This window comes from Novosphingobium sp. (assembly GCF_041905565.1).
Classification (GTDB): domain Bacteria; phylum Pseudomonadota; class Alphaproteobacteria; order Sphingomonadales; family Sphingomonadaceae; genus Novosphingobium.
This window is the reverse complement of sequence record NZ_JAYRKX010000001.1, coordinates 227,579-250,659: the sequence shown is the minus strand read 5'-3', so window position 1 is coordinate 250,659 and position 23,081 is coordinate 227,579. Positions and strand designations below refer to the sequence as shown.

At 67.0% G+C, this 23,081-nt stretch carries 20 protein-coding genes; 12 read left to right on the top strand and 8 right to left on the bottom strand.

Annotation, left to right across the window (positions count from 1 at the left end):
- From ACE3N9_RS01175 to ACE3N9_RS01160, 4 genes are all read right to left on the bottom strand, one after another.
- The gene (locus ACE3N9_RS01175) at positions 1 to 2,859 is read right to left on the bottom strand and encodes a M16 family metallopeptidase (RefSeq protein ID WP_374280024.1); all 2,859 of its coding nucleotides are present in this window, start codon (positions 2,857 to 2,859) and stop codon (positions 1 to 3) included.
- 43 nt (positions 2,860 to 2,902) lie between these two features.
- A complete protein-coding gene (locus tag ACE3N9_RS01170; protein ID WP_374280022.1) occupies positions 2,903 to 3,454 on the bottom strand; it encodes a DUF924 family protein in 552 nt (183 codons plus the stop codon).
- A 14-nt stretch (positions 3,455 to 3,468) separates the two neighbouring features.
- Complete coding sequence (gene purC, locus ACE3N9_RS01165; RefSeq protein WP_374280334.1) at positions 3,469 to 4,251, bottom strand: phosphoribosylaminoimidazolesuccinocarboxamide synthase; 783 nt, start codon at positions 4,249 to 4,251, stop codon at positions 3,469 to 3,471.
- A gap of 79 nt (positions 4,252 to 4,330) precedes the next feature.
- Positions 4,331 to 5,239, bottom strand: a complete 909-nt coding sequence (locus ACE3N9_RS01160; protein WP_374280020.1) for a LysR family transcriptional regulator — start codon at positions 5,237 to 5,239, stop codon at positions 4,331 to 4,333.
- Between the two features lie 126 nt (positions 5,240 to 5,365).
- Here ACE3N9_RS01160 and wrbA point away from each other — a divergent pair, with 126 nt between their 5' ends.
- A complete protein-coding gene (gene wrbA / locus ACE3N9_RS01155; protein ID WP_374280018.1) occupies positions 5,366 to 5,965 on the top strand; it encodes an NAD(P)H:quinone oxidoreductase in 600 nt (199 codons plus the stop codon).
- Positions 5,966 to 6,063: 98 nt separating this feature from the next.
- Here wrbA and ACE3N9_RS01150 read toward each other — a convergent pair whose 3' ends face one another.
- Positions 6,064 to 7,998 (bottom strand): prolyl oligopeptidase family serine peptidase, encoded by a 1,935-nt coding sequence (locus tag ACE3N9_RS01150; RefSeq protein WP_374280016.1) that lies wholly within the window; start codon positions 7,996 to 7,998, stop codon positions 6,064 to 6,066.
- Between the two features lie 184 nt (positions 7,999 to 8,182).
- On the opposite strand from ACE3N9_RS01150, the gene ACE3N9_RS01145 reads away from it, so the two are divergent.
- From ACE3N9_RS01145 to ACE3N9_RS01115, 7 genes are all read left to right on the top strand, one after another.
- Complete coding sequence (locus ACE3N9_RS01145) at positions 8,183 to 8,593, top strand: ketosteroid isomerase-related protein (protein WP_374280014.1); 411 nt, start codon at positions 8,183 to 8,185, stop codon at positions 8,591 to 8,593.
- Positions 8,590 to 9,177: a GNAT family N-acetyltransferase gene (locus ACE3N9_RS01140; protein WP_374280012.1), complete on the top strand. Its 588-nt coding sequence runs from the start codon at positions 8,590 to 8,592 to the stop codon at positions 9,175 to 9,177. The genes ACE3N9_RS01145 and ACE3N9_RS01140 overlap by 4 nt, the downstream gene beginning before the upstream one ends.
- A complete protein-coding gene (locus ACE3N9_RS01135) occupies positions 9,174 to 10,067 on the top strand; it encodes a carbon-nitrogen hydrolase family protein (protein ID WP_374280010.1) in 894 nt (297 codons plus the stop codon). The genes ACE3N9_RS01140 and ACE3N9_RS01135 overlap by 4 nt, the downstream gene beginning before the upstream one ends.
- A gap of 26 nt (positions 10,068 to 10,093) precedes the next feature.
- Positions 10,094 to 11,584, top strand: coding sequence for a D-alanyl-D-alanine carboxypeptidase/D-alanyl-D-alanine-endopeptidase (gene dacB, locus ACE3N9_RS01130; protein ID WP_374280008.1), 1,491 nt, complete (start codon positions 10,094 to 10,096; stop codon positions 11,582 to 11,584).
- A gap of 176 nt (positions 11,585 to 11,760) precedes the next feature.
- Positions 11,761 to 14,736 carry a TonB-dependent receptor domain-containing protein gene (locus ACE3N9_RS01125; protein ID WP_374280006.1) on the top strand — a complete coding sequence of 992 codons (2,976 nt, stop codon included), beginning with the start codon at positions 11,761 to 11,763 and terminating at the stop codon, positions 14,734 to 14,736.
- 170 nt (positions 14,737 to 14,906) lie between these two features.
- Positions 14,907 to 15,221 carry a PilZ domain-containing protein gene (locus ACE3N9_RS01120; RefSeq protein WP_374280004.1) on the top strand — a complete coding sequence of 105 codons (315 nt, stop codon included), beginning with the start codon at positions 14,907 to 14,909 and terminating at the stop codon, positions 15,219 to 15,221.
- A 50-nt stretch (positions 15,222 to 15,271) separates the two neighbouring features.
- Positions 15,272 to 16,516: a class I SAM-dependent methyltransferase gene (locus ACE3N9_RS01115; protein WP_374280002.1), complete on the top strand. Its 1,245-nt coding sequence runs from the start codon at positions 15,272 to 15,274 to the stop codon at positions 16,514 to 16,516.
- A gap of 115 nt (positions 16,517 to 16,631) precedes the next feature.
- On the opposite strand, the gene ACE3N9_RS01110 is transcribed toward ACE3N9_RS01115, so the two are convergent.
- From ACE3N9_RS01110 to purF, 3 genes are all read right to left on the bottom strand, one after another.
- Positions 16,632 to 16,991, bottom strand: coding sequence for a PilZ domain-containing protein (locus ACE3N9_RS01110; RefSeq protein ID WP_374280000.1), 360 nt, complete (start codon positions 16,989 to 16,991; stop codon positions 16,632 to 16,634).
- An 83-nt stretch (positions 16,992 to 17,074) separates the two neighbouring features.
- Positions 17,075 to 17,788, bottom strand: coding sequence for an SDR family NAD(P)-dependent oxidoreductase (locus ACE3N9_RS01105; RefSeq protein WP_374279998.1), 714 nt, complete (start codon positions 17,786 to 17,788; stop codon positions 17,075 to 17,077).
- Complete coding sequence (gene purF, locus ACE3N9_RS01100) at positions 17,785 to 19,257, bottom strand: amidophosphoribosyltransferase (RefSeq protein ID WP_374279996.1); 1,473 nt, start codon at positions 19,255 to 19,257, stop codon at positions 17,785 to 17,787. Before purF ends, ACE3N9_RS01105 begins: the two co-directional genes overlap by 4 nt.
- A gap of 195 nt (positions 19,258 to 19,452) precedes the next feature.
- Between purF and ACE3N9_RS01095 the strand changes: the two genes are divergently transcribed.
- The 4 genes from ACE3N9_RS01095 to ACE3N9_RS01080 all read left to right on the top strand — a co-directional run bounded on the left by ACE3N9_RS01095 (position 19,453) and on the right by ACE3N9_RS01080 (position 23,073).
- Complete coding sequence (locus ACE3N9_RS01095; RefSeq protein WP_374279994.1) at positions 19,453 to 20,520, top strand: cytochrome-c peroxidase; 1,068 nt, start codon at positions 19,453 to 19,455, stop codon at positions 20,518 to 20,520.
- A 168-nt stretch (positions 20,521 to 20,688) separates the two neighbouring features.
- Positions 20,689 to 21,930, top strand: coding sequence for a lipoprotein-releasing ABC transporter permease subunit (locus tag ACE3N9_RS01090; RefSeq protein WP_374279992.1), 1,242 nt, complete (start codon positions 20,689 to 20,691; stop codon positions 21,928 to 21,930).
- Positions 21,923 to 22,597, top strand: coding sequence for an ABC transporter ATP-binding protein (locus ACE3N9_RS01085; RefSeq protein WP_374279990.1), 675 nt, complete (start codon positions 21,923 to 21,925; stop codon positions 22,595 to 22,597). The genes ACE3N9_RS01090 and ACE3N9_RS01085 overlap by 8 nt, the downstream gene beginning before the upstream one ends.
- Positions 22,594 to 23,073 (top strand): glutathione peroxidase, encoded by a 480-nt coding sequence (locus tag ACE3N9_RS01080; protein ID WP_374279988.1) that lies wholly within the window; start codon positions 22,594 to 22,596, stop codon positions 23,071 to 23,073. The genes ACE3N9_RS01085 and ACE3N9_RS01080 overlap by 4 nt, the downstream gene beginning before the upstream one ends.
- The last annotated feature ends 8 nt before the right edge of the window (positions 23,074 to 23,081 follow it).

Sequence of the window (23,081 nt, the reverse complement as noted above, 5' to 3'; positions counted from 1 at the left end):
TCAGCCCGGCTCGACCCCTTCGGGCAGGACGGTGATTTCCAGCCCGCCGGGCATGGTCAGGTATTGCCGCACCAGTTGCTGCAGCCGTTCGGCCGTCACGGCGTTCAGTCGTTCCTTGGCCTTGGTGAAGCGTTCGATCCGGTCCGCTTCGGTCTGGGCGCGGTCGACGAAGGCCAGCCAGCCGCCGTTGCTTTTCAGCGCATTGTCATAGTTTTCCAGCATCGGCGCGCGGGCGCGCAGCAGCACGTCGGCGCTGACCGGCTTGTCGCGCAGTTCGGCCAGCGTTTCGAGGATCGCGGCGCGGGTGGCGGCCACTTCCTTGGCGTCGACCGAGGCGCGCATCATCAGCACGCCGTAGCCCCGGAAAGTGCGCGACAGGTTGCTGCCCACCCCGGGGCTGTAGGCCTTGCCCAGCTTTTCGCGCAGCGTGTCGGTCAGTTCGATCTGCAACACGCGGTCAAGCAGTTGCAGTTCCATCGCCGCCACCGGATCCTCGCCGTCGCGGGTCGGCCAGGTGAAAGTAACCAGCGCCTGGTCCTTGGCCCCGGTGTGGCGCAGCACGCGCGGGGCACGGTCGGCGGTGAAGGGGCGCTGGCGCTGCTCGGTCCAAGGGCGGAACTCCGCCTCGCGCGCGGGCAGCGCGCCAAAGGTGCGAGCGACCAGCGCGATCGCCTGATCCTCGTCGAAATCGCCGACCAGGCCGATTTCGATTGCGCCCTTCTGCAGGCGCTCGGAAATGTCGGTCTTGAGCTTGGCGAAGGTCAGCTTGCGGAAGGATTCGACGTCGGACAGGCTGAAGCGTGGGTCGCCGCCGGACAGGATCCGGCCCTGGTCTGCCGCCAGCGATGATCCCGGTGTGGCGCGCAGCGACTGGAAGTAATTGTTGATCGTCTGGCGGAACAGCACTTCGCCTTCGGGGCGATAACCGGGATCGGTCAGCTGCGCGGCGAGCACTTGCAATTGCAGTTCAAGGTCGGCCGAGGTCGTCGCGGCGGTGGCCACGAAGGTCTCGTCGGTCGAATTGAAATTGGCCGAGACGGTGCGCCCGGCCAGCAGGCTGTCCAATTCGTCCTTGCTGTGCTTGCCCAGGCCGCCCTGCGCCAGCACGGCTACCAGCTTGGTCGCATCGGGATTGTCCCTGGTTTGCAGGAAGTCCCCGCCATCGACCGACAGCTGGACCAACACTTTGCCCTTGTCGAGATCGGTGCGCTTGAGGTTGAGCCGCACGCCATTGGCAAAGCGCAGCTGGCGAATGCCCAGCACGCTTTCTCGGGTATCGCTGACCACGCTGCCGGCCGGGCCGAACTCGGTATAGCCGAACTGCCCGGCGGCCTTGGCGTCCAGCGGCTTGATCGGCGCGCTCAGCGCCTGGGACCAGGCGACGGCGATGGCCCGCGCGCCGCCCGCCGGCTCGCGCCGCCCCTGGAAGCGTAGCAGCGGCTGGTCGAGCGGGACCAGTTCCACCTTCAGCGCAGCCAGCACCCGTTCGGGCGTGATTTCGGGAATGAAGGCTTCCAGCCGTTCGAGCGAGCGAGTGGGGGTATCCGGCACCCGGTCGGCATTGATCAGCGCCAGCACCGCGCCGACCAGCGCGGCGTTGGGGCGGGTCGCCTCGCTCTGCGCTTCGTTGCGGGCGGCGGTGCGGATCGCGGCGACCTGTTCGGCCACTTCCGCCGGGGTGAAGCCGAATTTCAGTGCGCGGCGGTATTCGCTGCCCGCGCTGACCAACCCGCGCCACCACTTGCCATCGACCGTATCGACCGACAGCGTGGTCGAACGACCGTCCTTGAACACGTCGCTGGTGACCAGGCCCGCCGCGCGGAACGGGGCATCGGCCTCGCGCGTCAGGCGCAGCAGGCGGCGGTTGATGATCGAATAGCCGATCTGGCGCAGCAGCTGTTCGCGCCGCACGGCCTGGCTGTCGGGTTCGTCCTGGTACTTGCCATGACGGGTGGCGGTGATCCGTTCGGACAGGGCTGGGTCGATATGGATGTCGATCTTGCCTGCCAGCTTCGCATCGACCGGGCCGGGCCGGGGCTGGTCTTCCGCCGGGGCAGGGCGCCAATCGGCAAAGCGCGCCTTGATCGCCGCTTCCACGGTCGCAGGATCGACATCACCGACCACGATCAGCGTGGTATGCGCGGGCACGTATTCGCGCTGCCAGAAGGCCTTCAGCGCATCGGCGGTGGCGCCGTTCAGCGTTTCGTCCGTGCCGATCGGCAGGCGCTGCGAAAAGCGCGAGCCTGGGAACAGGAACTCGGTCTGGTCGACGAAGTTGCGCAGCCCGAAATTGTTGCGATCGCGCTTTTCCGCGAGGATCACGCCGCGTTCGCGCGCAACGGCCTCGGGCGAGAAGGTCAGCTCGCTGGCGGTTTCGCGCATCAGCATCAGCGCCGTGCCGATCAGCGCGGGATCATTGCGCGGCAGGTCGAGCATGTAGGTCGTCCGGTCGAACCCGGTGCTGGCGTTGGTGTCCGCGCCGAAGGCCAGCCCGTCGCGTTCCAGCAGCTTGACCATTTCGCCCTCGGGCACGTTGGTGCTGCCGTTGAAAGCCATGTGTTCGACGAAGTGGGCAAAGCCGCGTTCGCTGTCACCTTCATCGAGCGAGGCGGCATCGACTTGCATCCGCACCATGACCGTGCCTTTGGGCGTCTGGTTGGGCCGGATGGCATAGCGCATGCCGTTGTCGAGCCGGCCGAACCGCCAGGCCGGATCGAGCGGAACGTCGCTGGCCTCGAACGCCCAGACCGGCTTGGCGGCGGGGGGCGGGGCGCTCGCCACCGTGCGCTGCTGCGGAGCGCAGGCGCCAAGGGCAAGGGCGGAAAGGGGCAGGGCGATCAGGAACTTGGCGCGGCGCATCGCGCCTTGGTGCAAGAAACCGTCGCGGGCGGCAAGGGGGCGATCAGCCGGTGAAGCCGCCTTCGTCGATATAGGCCTGTTCTTCGTCGGTCATGGCGCGGCCAAGCATGGCGTTGCGGTGCGGAAAGCGGCCGAAGCGGGCAATGATATCGCGGTGCATCCGCGCCCATGGCGTCCAGTCGCCGCCTTCGGCATCAAGCGCCTCGCACAGCCCAACGCAGTCTTCCTGATCGGCCAGCGCCTCGCTGTGTTCGAGCGGCAGGTAGAAGAACACCCTGAGGTCCATCGGGGCCTGCCGGTCCAGTCCGGCAGCAATCGCCTGCCGGGCAAGGTGCAGTGCCAGCCCGTCGGTGGCAAAGGCATGGGCCGAGCCGCGGAACAGGTTGCGCGGGAACTGGTCGAGCAGCAGCAGCAGCGCCAGCGCGCCCTGCCAGTCCTGTGCCCAGTGGCTCAACTCGCCGCGCGCGGCGGCGTGATGCGCAGCTTCGAACCGCGTGCGAAGCGCGGCGTCGAAGGCGTCGTCCTTGGCGAACCAGGCGGGAAGGCCGGCCTCGCGCCAGAAAGCGACGATCTCGGCCGCGGCGGGCAGGGCCATGGCCCCGCGCGCCCTTACTTGCCGCGCAGCTTGCGGTGGGCCGACAGATCGGCCACTTCGCTCGGCCCGCTGTCGGTATCGAGCAGGCCAAGCCGACGCGCGACTTCCTGGTAGGCTTCTTCCTCACCGCCCAGATCGCGGCGGAAGCGGTCCTTGTCGAGCTTTTCGCCGGTGGTCATGTCCCACAGGCGGCAGCCGTCGGGGCTGATCTCGTCAGCCAGGATCACGCGGCTGTAATCGCCGTCCCAGATGCGGCCGAATTCCAGCTTGAAATCGACCAGGCGGATGTTGATCGCGGCGAACATCCCGCACATGAAATCGTTCACCCGGATCGCCATCGACGAGATGTCTTGCATCTCTTCGTTGCTGGCCCAGCCGAAGCAGGCGATGTGTTCTTCCGCGATCAGCGGATCGCCCAGCGCATCGTCCTTGTAGTAATATTCGATCAGGGTGTGGGGCAGCGGCTCACCCTCGGGGATGCCGAGGCGCTTGCTGATCGAGCCGGCGGCGACATTGCGCACGACCACTTCGATCGGCACGATTTCGACCTGCCGCACCAGCTGTTCGCGCATGTTCAGGCGCTTGATGAAGTGGGTGGGGATGCCGATGTGGCTGAGCCGCGTGAAGACATATTCGCTGATGCGATTGTTGATCACGCCCTTGCCGTTGATCGTGCCCTTCTTGAGCGCGTTGAAGGCGGTGGCATCGTCCTTGAAATACTGGATTAGGGTGCCCGGTTCGGGGCCTTCGTACAGGATCTTGGCCTTGCCTTCGTAGATCTGGCGGCGACGAGACATCATCACGTTCCTCGAAAAATCGGGCCTCGGCCAGGGCGAGTCGGACTTGACAGCGTTGCCGGGGCGAATTGGGGCGCCTCTACGCCAAAATGCCCGCCGGTGCAAACGAGGCGGCCAGGTCGCCCAAACGGGCCACCAGCCACTGCGCCGCCGGGCCAAGCGGACGGTCGGCGCGGCGGATCGCATAGAGCGGATAGGCCCCGCCCGGGCCTTCGGGCAGGGCGAGCTGGACCAGCCGTCCACGCGCGAGGTCATCGGCCACGATCCAGCGCGGCATGGTGCCCCAGCCCAGGCCCTCGCGCAGCAATTCGTGCTTCGCGCCAAGATCGCCCAGCCGCCAGGTGCGCGGCGACATGACCGAGAAATCCTGCCCTGCGGACAGGTTCGAGCGGTCCGACAGGACCAGTTGCACTTCGTCGCGCACCTGTCCGCCGTGGGCGAGGGGGTGGTGCGGCGCGGCCACCGGGATCAATTCGACCCGGCCAAGCACGCTGCGCTCCAGCCCGGCCTGCTCGGCGGCCAGCGGCCCGGCCACGCCGAGGCCGCTTTCATCGCGCAGCACCAGGTCGGCCACCGCGCCCAGCGCCTCGATCCGCAGTGCCAGCGCAACGCTGGGGTATTCGCGGGCGAAATCGCGCAGCGCGGCGGCGAGGCACGGCATCGGGAACATCACGTCCACCACCAGCGCAACGCGCGGTTCCAGCCCGGCAGCGAGTCCGCCAACCCGCGCGCGCAACGATTCCAGAGTGCGTTCGACCTGGCGCAGTTCCTCCAGCACGGCTTCGCCTGCCGGGGTTAGCCGGGGTTTCCTCGTGCCCTCGCGCGTGAACAGAGTGACGCCGAGCAGGCTTTCTAGGTTGGCGACCGAGTAGCTGACCACCGAAGTTGCCCGCCGCAACCGCCGTCCGGCCGCGGCAAAGCTGCCTTCCTCGACCACGGCGAGGAAGGTGCGGATCTGTTCGATGGTCGGGGTGCCGGGTTTGAACATTTCGATTCTGTAGAAAAGACTGATCTATATTATCCGACTGAACAGAAATGTGAAGCAGTGCCATATCGGCTGCGTCAACCCCGGGCGGCTCCCCCTCTCCATGCCGCCCCGCAGCGGAGAATTGCGATGAGCAAGGTCCTTGTCCTGTACTATTCCAGCTATGGTCACCTCGAAACCATGGCCCACGCCATTGCCGAAGGCGCCCGCGCCGCCGGGGCCGAAGTGGACGTGAAGCGCGTTCCCGAAACCGTGCCCGAGGATGTGGCGCGCGGCGCGCACTTCAAGCTCGACCAGGCGGCGCCGATCGCCACTGTCGCCGAACTGGAAAGCTATGACGCGATCGTGCTGGGCACCGGCACCCGGTTTGGCCGGATCAGCAGCCAGATGGCGGCGTTCCTCGATCAGGCCGGCGGGCTGTGGGCGCGCGGCGCGCTGATCGGCAAGGTTGGCGCGGCCTTCACCTCCTCGGCCACGCAGCATGGCGGGCAGGAAACCACCCTGTTCAACCTGATCACCAACATGCTGCACTTCGGCATGACCATTGTCGGGCTCGACTATGCCCACGCCGGGCAGATGCGGCATGACGAAGTGGTTGGCGGCGCGCCCTATGGCGCGACCACCATTGCTGGCGGCGACGGAAGCCGCCAGCCGAGCGAAACCGAACTCGACGGTGCGCGCCACCTGGGTCGCCGTGTTGCGGAAACCGCGAACAAGTTGTTCGGGTAAACCAAAGCCGGGGCGGATCGCGTGATCCGCCCCGGTCCTGTTCCCATCTCACCCAACCCGTCACCCCGGATCAAGTCCGGGGCGACGCGGGAAGGGGGTTACTTCCCACCCAGCAGGTGCTGCTGCCAGAACTGCAGCTCGGTCCAGAACTGGTAGTCCTGGTTTTCCTTCTTCCCGAAGCCGTGGCCTTCGTTCAGCCCGACGAGGTGCCAGGCGGTGCGGCCCTTGGCCCGCACGGCGGCAACCATCTGGTCGGCCTCGCTCTTGGGCACGCGCGGATCGTTGCCGCCGGTCACCACCAGCAGCGGGATCGACAGCTTGTCGACGCTGCTCAGCGGCGAGATTTCCATCAGCTTGGCGCGCTGCTTCGGATCGCGCTCGTCGCCATATTCGACCCGGCGCAAGTCGCGGCGATAGCTTTGCGTGTTTTCCAGGAACGTGACGAAATTGCTGATCGCGACGATGCAGTCCGCTGCCTTGAAGCGGTCGCCGTAACGGATCGCGCTGGCATAGCACATGTAGCCGCCATAGGATCCGCCCTGAACCGCCATGCGCGCCGGATCGATCGCCGCATCGCCCGCCAGCCGATCGAGGAACGCGCCGATGTCCTTGACCGAATTCTCGCGCAGGAAGGGGCCGTTATCGAGGGCGACGAAGCGCTTGCCGAACCCGGTCGAGCCGCGCACGTTGGGATAGAACACCGCGATCCCCAGCTCGTTGATCAGGTAATTGGTCCGCCCCCGGAACGCGGGGAGCGATTGCCCTTCCGGCCCGCCGTGGATGTTGACGATCAGCGGCCGCTTGCCCGGGAACTTCGCCGGATCGGGGCGATAGAGGAAACCGGACACCGGCTCGCCATCGAAGCTTTTCACTTCGACCAGTTCCGGATCGACATTGGCCGCCGGGTCCAGCCCGCCGGTTTCGCTTTCGGTCCAGCGGGTCACCGCCAGCGACTTGGGATCGACCGCGAAGGCATCGGTCGGCACGCGGGCGGACGAGACGGTCAGCCCGATCGTGCCCCAGGGCGCAATGCTGACGCCGCCGATCACGCCCTTGGGCAGGCCGGTTACTTCGCGCACCGTGCCGCTGGCCGGATCGAGCAGGCGCAGCTTCGATACGCCCGCCTCGTTCACCACATAGGCGATGAAGCTGCCATCGGCGGCAATGTCGAAGCTTTCGACGTCCCACTTCGCCTCGGGCGAACGGGCGGTGAACTTGCCGGTTTTCGGGTCCAGCGTGCCGAGCCGCTGGAAATCGGACCCCGCGTCGCTCGCCGCCCACAGAGTGCCATCGGGGGCGAATTTCGCGCCGCCGTGCGCGATCTTCTGCTTGTGATCGCCAATCGGGGTCAGCTTCCCGCTGGCCAGATCGAGCGAGTAGAGATCGCTTTTCTGGACCGAGACATAATTGACGACCACCGCCGACTTGCCATCGGGCGCGAAGCCGGTGATCGCCCAGCCGCCGCCCTTGACCTGCGCGACCATGCGCGTGGTCGAAGGATCGCGCGGATCGACCACGTACAGGTCGCTGTCGGTGCCGTTGCGGCGGGTCGAGCTGTAGGCCAGCCATTTGCCGTCCTTGCTGAACGGTCCCATCCCGTTGCGGCTCTTGCCATCGGTCAGCAGCGTCAGCCGGCCGTTCTTGAGCGTGTAAAGCTGCCAGAATTCGTCCCCGCCGCGGTCCTTGCTGACCACCAGCGTGCCGTCATTGGGGGCATAGGCGCCGCCCATCGGCTCAGCCTCGAAGCTGATCTGGCGTCGCATCATCAGGGGCCCGGCCACGCTGTGCAGCTGGCTGACATTGCCGAACCGGGTGGCGACCAGCATGGCCTTGCTCTGCGGGTCCCAATCCAGAAAACCGGCGGTGCGGAATTCCATGTAGGGACGCGTCGCCTGGGCCAGCACCTGCGGCACGGGGGGCACGCCGTCCGCCTCGATCGCGGCGGGCTTGGGCATGGGGGTGGGGGCATCCTCGGCCAGGGCCGGGCTGGCGGCCAGGGTCAGGGCGGTAAAGGCAAGCAGGGTGGAGCGCATCGGGCTATCCTTGAGCAAGGGCTTGAGCTGGCGGCAGTCTGGCGCGGCGCTGCGGCGCGATCAACTGCCCTCTCGATCAGGGGCCGATCCCGGCCTGACGAGCGACAGGTGGCGCCTGTTGCGGCACGCTGCGCTTCGGGCTAGTCCGCCCGGCGAACTGCAATTCCTGCCGCCGGAGACTGCGATGGACCGCGCCGAAGCCCTTGCCCTGCTGACCCGTTACTACGCTGCGTTCAACGCGGGCGACTGGCAGGGCATGCTCGACTGCCTGGATGACGCGGTGGTCCACGACATCAACCAGGGCGAGCGCCAGCACGGCAAGGCCGCCTTCGCCGCGTTCCTGGCGCACATGGAGCGCTGCTATCGTGAGCGGCTGGACGGGATCGTGCTGATGGCCAGCGAAGACGGCCTGCGCGGCGCGGCGGAATTCACCGTCCACGGCGAATACCTCGCCACCGACGAAGGCCTGCCCGAAGCCAAGGGGCAGACCTATGTCCTGCCCGCCGGGGCCTTCTTCGGCATGGCGGGCGGCAAGATCGTGCGGGTGACGGTCTATTACAACCTGGCGGACTGGACCGCGCAGGTGGCGGGGTGACCCTGGCGGTCCGCCCGCTGACCGGCGATGCACTGCGCGCGGCGCTGGGCGATCTGGCGCGGCTGCGGATCGCGATCTTTGCCGCGTTCCCCTACCTATATTCCGGCAGCGAGGACTACGAGCGCGAATACCTCGCCGAATTCACCGCCGCGCCGGATGCGGTGCTGGTCGCCGCGTTTGATGGGGAGCGGATCGTCGGGGCGGCCACCGCATCGCCGCTGATCGCGCAGGACGACTATATTTGCGCGCCGTTCGAGCGGCTGGGGATCGATCCCGCCCCGGTGTTCTACTTTGGCGAAAGCGTGCTGCTGCCCGAATACCGCGGGCAGGGGATCGGCCACGCCTTCTTCGACCAGCGCGAGGCGGCAGCGCGTGCTTACGGCGCGACCCACACCAGCTTCTGCGCCGTGGTCCGCCAGGCTGACCATCCCCAGCGCCCGGCGGACTATGTGTCGCTCGACGCGTTCTGGCAGCGGCGCGGCTATGCCCCGGTGCCGGGACTGACCGGTGAGTTCCACTGGCAGGAACACGGCGAGGCCGGGGAAAGCGCGAAGCCGATGCAATACTGGATGCACGCGCTGTGACCCTGCGTGTCGCCGCTGCGCAATATCCGATCGAGCAATTGCGCGATTGGGACCACTATGCCGCCAAGCTGGCGCGCTGGGTTGGCGAAGCCGCTGTGGGCGGGGCGGATCTGGCGGTGTTTCCAGAATATGGGGCGATGGAGCTGGCCTCGCTCGACCCGGCCAGCATGGGCGATCTGGCCGGATCGCTCGCCAGCGTGGATGCACTGCTGGAGCAGGTGGACGCGCTTCATGCCGAACTGGCCGCGCGGCATGGCCTGCACATCCTGGCCGCCAGCGCGCCGTTCCGGCGGGCGGACGGGGCTTACGTCAACCGCGCGCGGCTGTTCACGCCGGGGGGCAAGGTGGGCGTGCAGGACAAGCTGGTGATGACCCGGTTCGAGCGCGAGCAATGGCACGTCAGCGCCGGCGCGCCGCTGCGCCTGTTTGAGACATCGCTTGGCAAGATTGGGATAACCATCTGCTATGACAGCGAATTCCCGCTGCTGGCCCGCGCGCTGTGCGAAGCGGGGATGGAACTGCTGCTGGTGCCCAGCTGCACCGATACATTGCATGGCTACTGGCGCGTCCGGCTGGGCGCGCAGGCCCGCGCGCTGGAGGGGCAGTGCTTTGCCGTCCATTCCCCCACCGTGGGGCTGGCCGAGTGGTCCCCGGCGGTCGATGTCAACCGGGGCGCGGCCGCCATCTATGGCCCGCCCGATCGCGGCGTACCGGCCGATGGCGTGGTGGCCGTGGGCGAACTGGACCAGCCGGGCTGGGTCTTTGCCGATCTTGACCTGGCCCTGGTCGCGGACCTGCGCGCCGATGGCGGGGTGCTGAACCTGCGCCACTGGGCCGAACAGCCCGGCGCGGCGCCGCTGCCGCCAGTGGAATTCGTGGACTTGCGATAAGCGCTGCCGCGCGGCAAGTTTGGCCGATGCGCCAGACCCTTGCCATCATCGCCCTGACCCTTGCCGCGCCGGCTGCGGCGCAAAGCGCCGATCCCGCGGCGCTGCGCCAGCAGGTGGAAGCAGTCCTTTCTGCCGCCCCGGCCGGCACGCGCTTTGGCCTGCTGGTGGTGGATGCCCAGGGCCGCGAGGTGGTGGCGATCAATCCCGACCAGCGGTTCATTCCGGCCAGCAACACCAAGCTGTTCACCACCGCCGCCGCGCTGGCGCTGCTCGCCCCGAAGGAGGCGGGCGCAAAGCTGGGGACCGAGGATTTCGGCCGCTATGCGCCGGGGGCCTTCATCGGCCTGGCCGAGCGCGAGGACGGCGGGCGCGACGTGGTGCTGCTGGGCCGGGGCGATGCCGCCTTGTCGAGCGCGGCGGACTGCAAGACGGACTGCCTGGCCGAACTGGCCGGCTATGTCGCGAAGAAGGCGCGCAAGGTTCACGATGTGATTGGCGATGCCAGCTGGTTCCCCGACCAGCGCTGGAGCCCGGGGATGAGCTGGAACAACATCGGCACCGATTCCGGCACGGCGATCGCCGCGCTCTCGCTCGACAACAACGAGCTGCCGGTCAAGGTTGCACCGGGTGCGGAGGGGCAGCCGCCCGTGGTCGAGATCCCGCCCTATTACACCCTGCGCAACGAAGCCGTGACGATTGCGGCGGGCAGCAAGACCACGCTGGCCTTCGAACGCGCACCGCATGGCAACGAATTGCGCCTCTACGGCGAAATCGCCGTCGATGCCGCGCCGTTCAAGGACCTGCTGGGGATCGACGATCCGGCCCACTACGCCGCCTGGCAGCTGCGCCGCCAGCTGGAAGCCGCCGGGGTCAAGGTGTCGGGGCAGGTTCGCTCGCGCTACCGCCCGCTGGCGCTGATCGACGATCCGGCCATGCGCGAAGGGCGTGATGCCCGCGTGCGGATGCCGCGCGCCGCCTTCATGGGCGGGCAGGGCGCCGCCCCGCTGGCGCAGGTGGTGACCCGCGTTAACAAGGACAGTCAGAACCTTTACGCCGAACTGCTGCTGCGGCGGATCGGGCGGATTTCCGGCACCGGATCGCTGGCCGATGGCCTGCTCGCCGCGCGCCAGTTGTTCGAAGGCGCGGGCCTGCCGCCGGGCGGGTTCGAATTTGCCGATGGCTCGGGCATGTCGAGCTACAACCGGGTTTCGCCGCGCGCCGCCGTGGGCTTGCTGCGCTGGGGGGCGGGGCAACCGTGGGGCGGCCAGTGGCGTGCCTCGCTGCCGGTCGGCGGGGTGGACGGCACGCTGAAGCGCCGGTTTGCCGGCACGCCGCTGCAGGGCAAGCTGCTGGCAAAGACCGGCACGCTCAATGCCACCAACGCGCTGTCAGGCTACTTGATCGCAGCCAGCGGGCGCGAGCTGACCTTTGCCGCTTTCGCCAACGACGTCCCCGGCGACAAGGGCGCCAGCGCGGTGATCGATGCTGCTCTGGGCGTGATCGCGGCTGCGAACTGAAAGCGCTTCCGGCAAGATTGTTGCAGCGCGGCAACAGATTGGCCCGCTTGCGGCAAAATCGCGCATGGCCAGCAAGTTGAAACTTGCTTCAACTCTGGCGCATCGGCCCGCCTGCGCTAATCTCGCCGCGCTGGCCCAAGGGGGGGCCGATTCAAATTATTGCCTGGGGGTATTCCATGAATTCACGCTCTATCGCCCGCTCGATCCTGGCTTGCAGTGTCGCTCTGGGGGCCTTTGCCGCCCCGGCCATGGCGCAAAGCGCGCCCGACATCACTTCGGCCAACGGCCCGCAGGATCAGGGCGGCGACAAGGCGATCATCGTCACGGGTTCGCGGATCAAGCAGGACCCGGGCAAGAGCGCGTTGCCGCTGACGATCATCACCAACGATGACCTGAAGCAGAACGCCATTTCCAGCCCCGAACAGCTGACCATGTTCCTGCCGTCGAACGGCACGGGCGCGGACAACCTGGCATCCAACGCGGACGTCACCACCGGCGCGCAGCGCGGCACCAACGGGCTGTCGGGCGCGAACCTGCGCGGGCAGGGCAGCGCCGCCACGCTGGTCCTGCTCAACAGCCGCCGCGTTGCCGCGCACGGCCTGTCGGGCAGCGCGGTTGACGTCAACCAGATCCCCTTCGCCGCGATCGAGCGGGTAGAAATCCTCAAGGACGGTGCGTCGGCCATCTACGGCACCGACGCGATCGGCGGGGTGATCAACTACATCACCAAGAAGAACTATACCGGCATCGGCCTGCAGGGCTTCACCGACTTTACCGAACAGTCGGGCGGCAACATCTACAACCTGTCGGGCATCGCCGGTTATGGCGACCTCAAGAGCCAGGGCTTCAACGTCATGGCTGCCGTGTCGATGCGCTGGAACGAAGCGCTGCGCGGGGATGACCGCGGCTTCGTCAACACCAACCAGCCGGGTCGCGGCCTGTCGGTCGATACCCGCGGCACCCCGATCGCGACCGTGTTCAACATCGGCGCCAACGCTTTTCAGACCCCGCTGGGCACGCTGACCCAGGGCCTGACGCTGACCGCGCCGAACGGCGGCAATGCCGCTGCGGGCGGGATCAACACCCTGGCGCTGCCGGGCCAGGCGGGCTGCACCAGCATGGATGGCGGGCTGCCCTATGACTATGCGCTGTGGAACGCGCCGAACAACTATTACGCCTGCGCCTGGGACACGGGCCGCGCGGCGGTGCTCCAGCAGCCGATCCGCACGCTGACCTATTACGGCCGCGCGACGGTGGAAGTGGGGGCAAGCGAGCTCTACGCCGAAGTGACCGGCTCTGACGCCCATTCGGCCAAGAGCTTTTCGCACAACCAGCTGTCGGCCAACGCCACCAGCCTGCCGTTGGCCTATCCGCTCAACAGCCTGACCACCGATACCTACAATTCGGTGTTCAACGCGATCAAGTCGGCGTTCAGCGGCAATGCCGCGCAGGCCGCCGCGCTGCAGGCCCGCTATGGCCGCCCGATCGCCTTCCGTTGGCGCTGCATGCCCTGCGACGTGCGTGAATACGTGACCGATTCCAAGACGCTGCGCGCCGCCGCCGGCCTCGAAGGGCCGCTGCCGCTGGCTAATTGGGACTATCGCACCGGGGTGTCGTGGGCGCGTTCGGAAGTGACTTCGGTGCTGGGCACCGGCTATTTCTATCGCGGCACGCTGGCCAACGGCGCGAACGATCCCAACGCGCCGACCGCGCCGGGCGCCACCAGCCCGGGCATCGTCGGGCTGATCAACAGCGGGCTCCTCAACCCCTTCAGCCTGACCCAGACCCCGGCCGCGCTGGCTGGCCTCGCGGCGATTTCGGCTGATGGCACCTCGCTGTACGGCGGCCGCTACAAGACGCTGCAGGCCGACGCCTCGATCTCGGGTCCGCTGTTCGCGCTGCCGGGCGGCGATGTGCAGCTGGCCGTGGGGGTCGACTATCGCCGCGAAACGTACGAATTCAACGGATCGGCCGCCGCTGCGGCGACCGCGCCGGTGATCTTCAACGCGGCCTTCGACAACGTCAACGCACTGCTGCCCAAGAACCGCACGGTCAAGGCGGCCTATGCCGAAGTCAACGTGCCGGTGTTCGACATGCTCGAAGTGACCGGCGCGGTCCGCATCGACGATTATTCGGGCTTCGGTTCGACCACCAATCCCAAGGTCACGGCCAAGTTCCAGCCGGTCGATTTCTTCATGCTGCGCGGCTCCTATTCGACCGGCTTCCGCGTCCCCAGCTTCAACCAGATCTTCAACGGCCAGACGGTCTCGCCCTATTCGGGCAGCGATATCGCCGATCCGGTGAAGTGTCCGGGCGGCGTGCCGAACCTGTCCAACCCGTCCTGCGCCTTCATCCGCCCGGACGTGATCACCGGCGGCAAGGTGGACCTCGGCCCCGAAACGTCGAAGATGGCCAGCCTGGGCGTGGTGCTGCGGCCGACCAACCGCTGGATGCTGTCGGCCGACTGGTGGTCGATCAAGGTCAAGGACACGATCCAGCTGCTGTCGCTGCGCCAGCTGATCGACAATGCCGCCCTGTTCCCCGAACGCTTCGTTCGTGACGGGGCGGGCAATGTCATCGCCATCGACAACACCTGGGCCAATGCCGGTGCGCGCGATACCCAGGGCATGGAATTCGCCGTGCGCGGCGGGTTCGACCTATGGGGCGCGACCAAGCTGGATCTGGGCTTCGACGGCACCCTGCTGCTGCGCAAGAAGGAAAAGCTGACCCCGACCGCCGCGTGGAGCGCCAGCCAGATCGGCGTGTTCAGCTTTGCCGGCGACCTCGGCCTCAAGTGGAAGCACAACGCCTGGCTGACCTATCGCAACGACAAGGTTTCGGCCACGCTGACCCAGATCTTCCGCAACGGCTACCAGAACCAGGCGCTGCCGGGCATCGCGGCGGGCACGATCACTCGTCCCGACTACAATCCGCGGGTCGATAACTACGTCACCTACAACTTCCAGGTCAGCTACCTGGGTCTGATGGACCAGGGCTTCAAGCTGACCGCCGGGGTGAAGAACATCTTCAACACCGAGCCGCCGTTCGCCATCACCTATGACGGCAACACCGGCGCGGGCAGCTCGTGGGAGCCGCGCGTGGCCGACCCGCGCGGACGCAGCTTCACCGTCTCGGCCGAAGTGAAGTTCTGACGCCAGATTCGGCGGCACTGATTCGGGGGCGCGGCCACGGCTGCGCCCCCGTTTTCGTGCCGGAATTGCGATGTTTATGAAATTCCACGGAAATTGTGCTTAACGACTGATTTACTCTGATCTGTCAGGTTGCGGACAGGTAAAACCAGTGCAGTTCCGGATGCGACCCCATGGAAATGCCCGACCAGCAACAGTTCACGACGACCGGCGGACGCCGGGCCGATCGTGCGCCGTTTGAAGCCAGCGTCACGTTTCGTGCCGGCACCCGCAAGGCGGCCGTGCGGGTGCGCGACATATCGCCCCTGGGCGCGCGGATATCGGGTGTTTACCTGGTCCATGTCGATGACCGGTTCTTCCTGACCCTGCCGGGACTGGAATCGATCGAGGCGCGCGTCGCCTGGGTGACCGATTTCGAATTCGGCTGCGAATTCGCCAAACCGCTCAGCCCGGTCATTCTCGAAGCCTTGATGCGCCGCGCGCACTGATCGCGCTGAACGGCGTTGCCCCTTTGGCAAGGTAGCGCCATAAGCCCCCCATGACTGCACAACCGCAGCACGGCAGGGGGGCGCAACTGGTCGCCGGGGGTCAGCCACTCGGCATTGGCCCGCAGTGGCTTGCGCGCCTCTGGGCCGGCGGCTTTCACAAATTGCTCGACCGGATCGACCGGGGCCTGGCCACCGGGGCAATCCATGCGCGCTTGCCCGATGGCACCAGCCGCGTGCTTGGCGGCCGCGCGCCCGGCTTTGAACCGCAGGTTGACCTGCATGATTGGCGGGCGCTGCTGCGCCTGGCCACGGGTGGGTCGATCGGCTGGTATCAGGCGTGGGAGGCGGGCGAATGGTCCAGCCCCGATCCGGTGCCGCTGTTCGCGCTGTTCATGGCCAATGCGGCCAGCCTGGGCGGAACGGCGCGGGCGCATGGGCCATGGCGCCTGGTCGCCCGCGCGCTGCACCGCCTGCACCGCAACAGCAAGGCCGGCGCACGGCGCAACATCCATGCCCACTATGATCTGGGCAACGATTTCTACGCGCTGTGGCTCGATCCGGCGATGGTCTATTCCAGCGCGCGGTTCGATAGCGGCGCGGCCGACCTGGCCGCCGCCCAGCAGGCCAAACTGGACACCATCGCCGCGCGCGTGACCGGGGCGCAAAGCGTGCTGGAAATCGGCTGCGGCTGGGGCGCGCTGGCCAATCGGCTGGCGCAGCAGGGCGCGCGGGTTACCGCGATCAGCCTGTCGGACGAACAGCTGGACTGGGCGCGGGCGCGGCAGGACCGCTCGATCGACTTTCGCAAGCAGGATTACCGCGACGTCACCGGCCCGTTCGACGCCATCGTCAGCGTCGAGATGGTCGAGGCGGTGGGGCGCGAATACTGGGGCGAATTCTTTGATTGCGTGGCGCGCAACCTCAAGCCGGGCGGGCGCGCCGCGATCCAGTACATCGCGATCCGCGACGAGCTGTTCCCCGCCTATGCCGCCAGCGCCGATTTCATCCAGGCCTATGTCTTCCCCGGCGGCATGCTGGTGAGCGAGGCGGAGTTCCGCCAACTGGCCGCCGCGCGCGGGCTGGACTGGCGCGAACAGCACGACTTCGGGCTGGACTATGCCGAAACGCTGCGAATGTGGCGCGAAACCTTCGACGGGGCGGTGGCGGCCGGGCGTTTGCCCGCCGGGTTCGACGAACGCTTCGTGCGGCTGTGGCGCTATTACCTGATGTACTGCGAAGGCGGGTTTCGTGGCGGCGGGATCACCGTTGCCCAGGTGACCCTGGTCAAGCAATGAGTTCCCGCCCGGAAGGGACCATGCGCGCGGCGCCTGTCTTGGGGGGCACAGGGGCAGGTGCGCGCTGGACCTTCCGGACGGGAACTACCTCGGGACCGAGGTAACGGGACGGGTATCAGGCCAGCGGGCGATAGACCGGGTCGTTGCGGAAGCGGACCAGGATATTGTCGTGGACGACCGGGCTGAGCAGTTGCTCGAAGGCGCAGCCGGTCAGGCTGTTATCCCACCACACCACTTCGCTTTGCAGCGATTCGAGCCCGGGCAGGGTCAGCCAGCACAGCGTGCCCGGTTGCAGGCGGTTGACCGCCGCGGCGCAGAACCCGCTCAGCGACAGGTCATGGACCACGGTCTGAAAGCCGCGTCCACCCGAAACCCGCAGTGTGGCCGGGATCGAAATGCGCGTGCGCGGGGCGCAGCGATCTTCCTGCGCCGCCGCGAAATAGGGGTCCCTGGTGTTGATCAGGTAATCGCTCATGGTCCGCTGCCCTCTATGCCAATCCTGCCGAAGTCTTTCCGGTCAGGCTTTGCAAAGAATGGCGGACGCTGGTTTCGTGGGGTTTACCGGGGCTGGTTAACCCGCAGCCGGTGCGGACTGGCGAATTGTTCACCAAGCAGGGAAACCACACTGTCCGCGACCACTTGCGGCAGCTTCACAGTGTTCGGATCCTCGCCCGGATAGGCCTTGGCGCGCATCGCCGTGCGGGTGGCGCCGGGATCGACGATCGCGACGCGCACCTTGCTGATATTGCGCACTTCCTGGGCGTAGCAATCGACCAGCACTTCGCCCGCCGCCTTGCTGGCCGCATAGGCGCCCCAATAGGGGCGCGGCGCGGTGGCGACGCTGGTGGTAAGGTAAACGAAACGCGGATCGGCGCTGCGGCGCAGCAGCGGATCGAACGCCCCGATCAAGGCCTGGGCGGCCAGGGTGTTGGTGGTCAGCGCCTTGGAAAAGGCCGTCTGGTCGATGTCGGTCACCGGCGTCAGCTGCGGCAGGATCGCCGCGCTGTGGACCAGGATATCCAGCGCCGCCCAGCGCCCGGCCAGCGCCGTGGCCAGCCGCGAAATGCCGTCGCCTTCGCCCAGGTCCACGGGCGCGATGGTGGCCGCGCCGCCAGCCGCGAAGATCCGTTCCTCGACCGCTTCCAGCGCCTTCACGTCGCGCGCCGTCAGGACCACGTGCGCGCCTTCGGCCGCCAGCGCTTCGGCAATGGCGGCGCCGATGCCCCGGCTGGCGCCGGTGACCAGCGCGAGCTGTCCGGCAAACCGGGTCATGCCGCGGTCCCGACCGGGAGCGGCAGCTGGTCCGCATCGGCCCCGCGCTCGGCCATGTCGGTCAGGCTGGTGGGATAGTCGCCCGTGAAGCAGGCGTCGCAGTGCTGCGGGCAGCCGGCATTGCGCTGCTGTTCGCCCACCGCACGGTAGAGCCCGTCGATCGAGACGAAGGCCAGGCTATCGGCGACGATGAACTTGGTCATCTCCTGGATGTCCATCCGCGCGGCGAGCAGCTTGTGCCGTTCGGGCGTATCGACGCCGTAGAAGCACGAATGGCTGGTCGGCGGGCTGGCGACGCGGAAATGCACTTCGGCCGCCCCGGCATCGCGCATCATCTGCACGATCTTCATGCTGGTGGTGCCCCGCACGATCGAATCGTCGATCAGCACGATCCGCTTGCCTTCCACCAGCGCGCGGTTGGCGTTGTGCTTGCGCTTAACGTCGGCATGGCGGGCGCCATCGCTCGGCTGGATGAAGGTCCGCCCGACATAGTGCGAGCGGATGATCCCCAGGCCGAACGGAATGCCGCTTTCCTGGGCATAGCCGATGGCCGCCGGCACGCCGCTGTCGGGCACGGGAACCACCAGGTCCGCCTCGATCGGGGCTTCGCGCGCCAGTTCCGCGCCGATCCGGCGGCGCACGTCATAGACCGAGCGCCCGCCCATCACCGAATCCGGGCGGCTGAAGTAAACGTGTTCGAAAATGCACGGCCGGGCCGGCAGGTTGCCGAACGGGCGGTGGCTGGAAATGCGGCCGTCCTGGCGCACTTCGACCAGTTCACCCGGTTCGATCTCGCGCACGAATTCGGCCCCGACCACGTCGAGCGCGACCGTTTCGCTGGCGAAGATCGTGGCGTCGCCGATCTTGCCCATCACCAGCGGGCGGATGCCCAGCGGATCGCGGCAGGCGATCATCCGCTTGGGGGTCATGCAGATCAGCGAATAGGCGCCTTCGACCATCCGCAGCGCATCGACGAAGCGGTCGAGCAGGGTGGGATAGCGGCTGGTCGCGATCAGGTGGATGATCACTTCGGTGTCCGAAGTGGACTGAAAGATCGCGCCCTTGTTCACCAGCTCCTGCTTGAGGTGCATGGCGTTGGAAATGTTGCCGTTGTGCGCGATCGAGAAGCCGCCGCGCGCGAGGTCCGCGAACAGCGGCTGGACATTGCGCAGCCCCTGGCCGCCGGTGGTGGAATAGCGCACGTGGCCCGATGCCATCGCGCCGGGCAGTTCGGACAGGATCGCCCCGTCCGAAAAGACCTGGGCGACGTGGCCAAGCCCGCGCCGGGCAAAGAATTCGCTGCCGTTCCAGCTGACGATGCCGCAGGCCTCCTGCCCGCGGTGCTGCAGGGCATGCAGCCCCAGCGCCGTCATCGCGGCAGCTTCGGGCGATCCGATCACGCCGAAAATGCCGCATTCCTCGCGGAGCTTGTCGCCGTCCGCGTCGAGGAAGGGGTGTGTAAAGTTCATGGTGCTTACCCGGGCCAGTGGTGCAGCGCCTTTGGCCCCAGTCGCGCGGGAAAGCAAGCGGCCGCGCGGCGTTTTGCGGCGCTTATTGCCGCACCACCCGATGCCTGGGCGATTCGCTGCGCCCGTCCAAACGTCAGGGGTATGTTAGATTGCGATTATATTAGAATTGAACGATTCGGCGGATGGGGTGGTCCAATGTCCAGATTTCGACTTATCGGTGTCACGGCGCTCGTGCTGCTGGCCACTGCCTGCAACAAGGATGGAGCGGGAAAGGTTGCCGTTTCCGCTGATCCGCTGGTCATTTCTGCCCAGCAGCAGTTCAAGGCAATCCCCGCGTCCTACAAGGACATCCCCGGAAACCAGGCCAGCGATGCGCAGGTCGCGCTCGGGGCGATGCTGTACCATGATCCGCGCCTGTCGGGCAGCCACGCGCTGAGCTGCGCTTCGTGCCACAACATCGGCCTTGGCGGGGGTGACGATGCGTCCACTTCCGTTGGCCACAATTTCCAGCAGGGCGGACGCAACGCGCCGACCGTGCTGAACGCGACCTTCAACTTCGCCCAGTTCTGGGATGGCCGCGCCAGGAACCTGTTCGAACAGGCTGGCGGGCCGATGGTCAACCCGATCGAGATGAATTCGCCCAAGGACCACGTGGCGGAGCAGCTGCGCTCGATCCCCGGTTATGCCAGGCCGTTTGCCGATGCCTTTCCAGGGCAGGCCAGCCCGATCACGCTGGAAAACGTCCAGACCGCGATCGCCGCGTTCGAATCCACCCTGATCACGCCCAATGCGCCGTTCGACCAGTTCCTCCAGGGCAAGTCGGATGCCCTGACGGCCGAGCAGAAGGACGGCCTGAAGCTGTTCATGGACAAGGGCTGCGCCGCTTGTCACAGCGGCATCAACGTGGGCGGCGGCATGTATGCCAAGTTCGGCGTGGCGACCGATCCGGGCGAAAAGTATCGGCCGGCAGCCGACAAGGGCCGCATGGCGGTAACCGGGGATACGGCTGACGAATTCAGCTTCAAGGTGCCGACCCTGCGCAATGTGACGCTGACCGCGCCCTATTTCCACACGGGTTCCGCCTGGGACCTGAAGGAGGCGATCCGGGTCATGGGCAAGGCGCAGCTGGGCCAGGATCTGAGCAACCAGGAAGTCGACAGGATCGCAGCCTTCCTTGGTTCGCTGCAAGGCGATCAGCCCAAGGTGCTGGTGCCGATCCTGCCGGCAAGCGGACCCGATACAACCAAACCCGTGCGCAACTAAACCCCAACGAGCCTTGCGCATGGGCCAGGCGAAGGCCGTCCGGTCCCCCGTCCGGACGGCCTTCCATTCGTCTTGGCCATCACCGGCGGGGCGGCGCGGGAAGCCTTGCCACGCGCCGGGGGGCAGCTTACATCCTGCGGCGATGACGCTGTTTGCCGGACGTTCCGCTTGATCCTCTCTCCCTTCGAATGGACCATCGCCAGGCGCTACATGCTGCCCGGGCGCGGCGAGGCGGTGATTGCCGTGGTCGCCGGGATCGGCGTGGGCGTGGTCATGCTCTCGGTCGCCATGCTGGTGATCGTGATGAGCGTGATGAACGGCTTTCGCGCCGAACTGTTCGACAAGATCGTGGGACTGAACGGCCACGCGATCATCCAGGGCTATGGCGGGCGGCTCGACAACTGGCGCGACGTGCTGAAGGAGGCCCGCGCCGTGCCGGGCGTGACCCGCGCCTCGCCGCTGATCGAACAGCCGCTGCTGGCCAGCTTCAACGGCCGGGTCGAGGCGATCTTCGCCCGCGGCCAGACTCAGGAAGACATCAACCGCCTGACCCCCAAGGTTCAGGCCGGCGCGCTGTCCGGGCTCAAGCCCGATGCCGGCGTGGTGGCGCTGGGCAGCGAGCTGGCTTCGAATCTGGGCGCGCGGGTGGGCGATACGATCACCATCATCAATCCCGAAGGGCAGAGCACCCCGTTCGGCACGGTGCCGCGGCAGATCGGCTACCGGGTGGGCGCGATCTTCGAAATCGGGGTCTATGACCTGGATGAACGCTTCGTCGTCATGCCGATGCAGGATGCGCAGACCCTGCTGCTGCTGGGCGATACGGTGGGCATGGTCGAAGTGCAGGTGACCGATCCCGACAAGGTGAGCGACACCATGGCCCCGCTGGCGCAGAAGCTGTCCGGGCAGGCCGTGGTGGTGGACTGGAAGCAGATGAATTCCAGCCTGTTCGAAGCCTTGCAGGTGGAACGCGTGGCGATGTTCTTCGCGCTGTCCATCATCGTGCTGGTGGCCGCGTTCAACATCCTGTCATCGCTGATCATGCTGGTGCGCTCGAAAACCCGCGACATCGCGATCCTGCGCACGATGGGGGCAACGCGGCGTTCGATCCTGAAGATCTTCGTCACGACCGGCTCGGCCATCGGCCTGGCGGGGATGCTTTCGGGTCTCGCGCTGGGCTTCCTCGTGCTGTTCCTGCGCCAGCCGATCGTGCGCGGAATCGAATTCGTCACGGGGCAGAACCTGTGGGATCCCAAGATCCGCTTCCTGACCGAGCTGCCCAGCCGCACCGACCCGGTCGAGGTGGCGGCGATCTGCGGCATGGCCATGCTGTTCAGCTTCCTTGCCACGCTGTACCCCGCCTGGCGCGCGGCGAGCACAGATCCGGTGCAGGTGCTGCGCTATGAGTGACATGATCGTCAGGTTGAGCGGGGTGACCCGCAGTTTCGAGCAGGGCGGGGTGCGGATCGACGTGCTGCGCGGCGTCAACCTGACTGTCGCGCCGGGCGAAATCGTCGCCCTGCTGGGGCCTTCGGGTTCGGGCAAGAGCACGCTGCTCCAGGCAGTCGGCCTGCTCGAAGGCGGGTTCGGCGGCTCCATCGCCATCGCCGGGACCGAGGCGAGCGCCCTGTCGGCGGACGAGCGCACCACCTTGCGCCGCGACCGGATCGGTTTCGTTTACCAGTTCCACCACCTGCTGCCCGATTTCAGCGCGCTGGAAAACGTCATCCTGCCGCAACTGGTGGCGGGCCGGGCGCGGGCCGAGGCCGAGGCACGGGCGCGTGAGCTGCTCGACGCGCTGGGCGTTGGCGCGCGGCTCGATCACCGGCCAAGCCAGCTTTCGGGCGGGGAGCAGCAGCGCGTCGCCGTGGCCCGCGCGCTTGCCAACAAGCCCGCGCTGGTGCTGGCCGACGAGCCGACCGGCAACCTGGATGAAGCAACCGCCGACCGCGTGCTTGCCCAGTTCCTCGAACTGGTGCGGGGCGAGGGCAGCGCGGCGCTGATCGCTACCCATAACGAAAGACTGGCACGCGCGATGGACCGCGTAGTCCGGCTGCACGAGGGAGTCCTGGAATGAAGACGATTGCCGATTTCAGTGCGAAGCTGCCCGGCGGGGAAGAAATCAGCCTGGCCGAAAAGCTGGGCAAGGTGCTGCTGGTGGTCAACACCGCCAGCAAGTGCGGCTTCACCCCGCAGTACGAAGGGCTGGAGGCGCTTTACAAGAAGTATGCCGACCAGGGGTTTGAAGTGATTGCCTTTCCCTGCAACCAGTTCGGCGCGCAGGAACCCGGCAATGCCGAGGAAATCGCCAACTTCTGCAGCCTGAAGTATGACGTGACCTTTCCGCTGATGGCCAAGGTCGATGTCAACGGTGACAAGGCCGCGCCGCTCTATGACTGGCTCAAGGCCGAAGCCCCGGGGCTGATGGGGACCAAGTCGATCAAGTGGAACTTCACCAAGTTCCTGATCGACCGCGAAGGCAAGGTGGTGCGCCGCTATGCCCCCACCGACAAGCCCGAAGGCCTGGAAAAGGACATCCAGGCGCTGCTGTAAACGCCGGC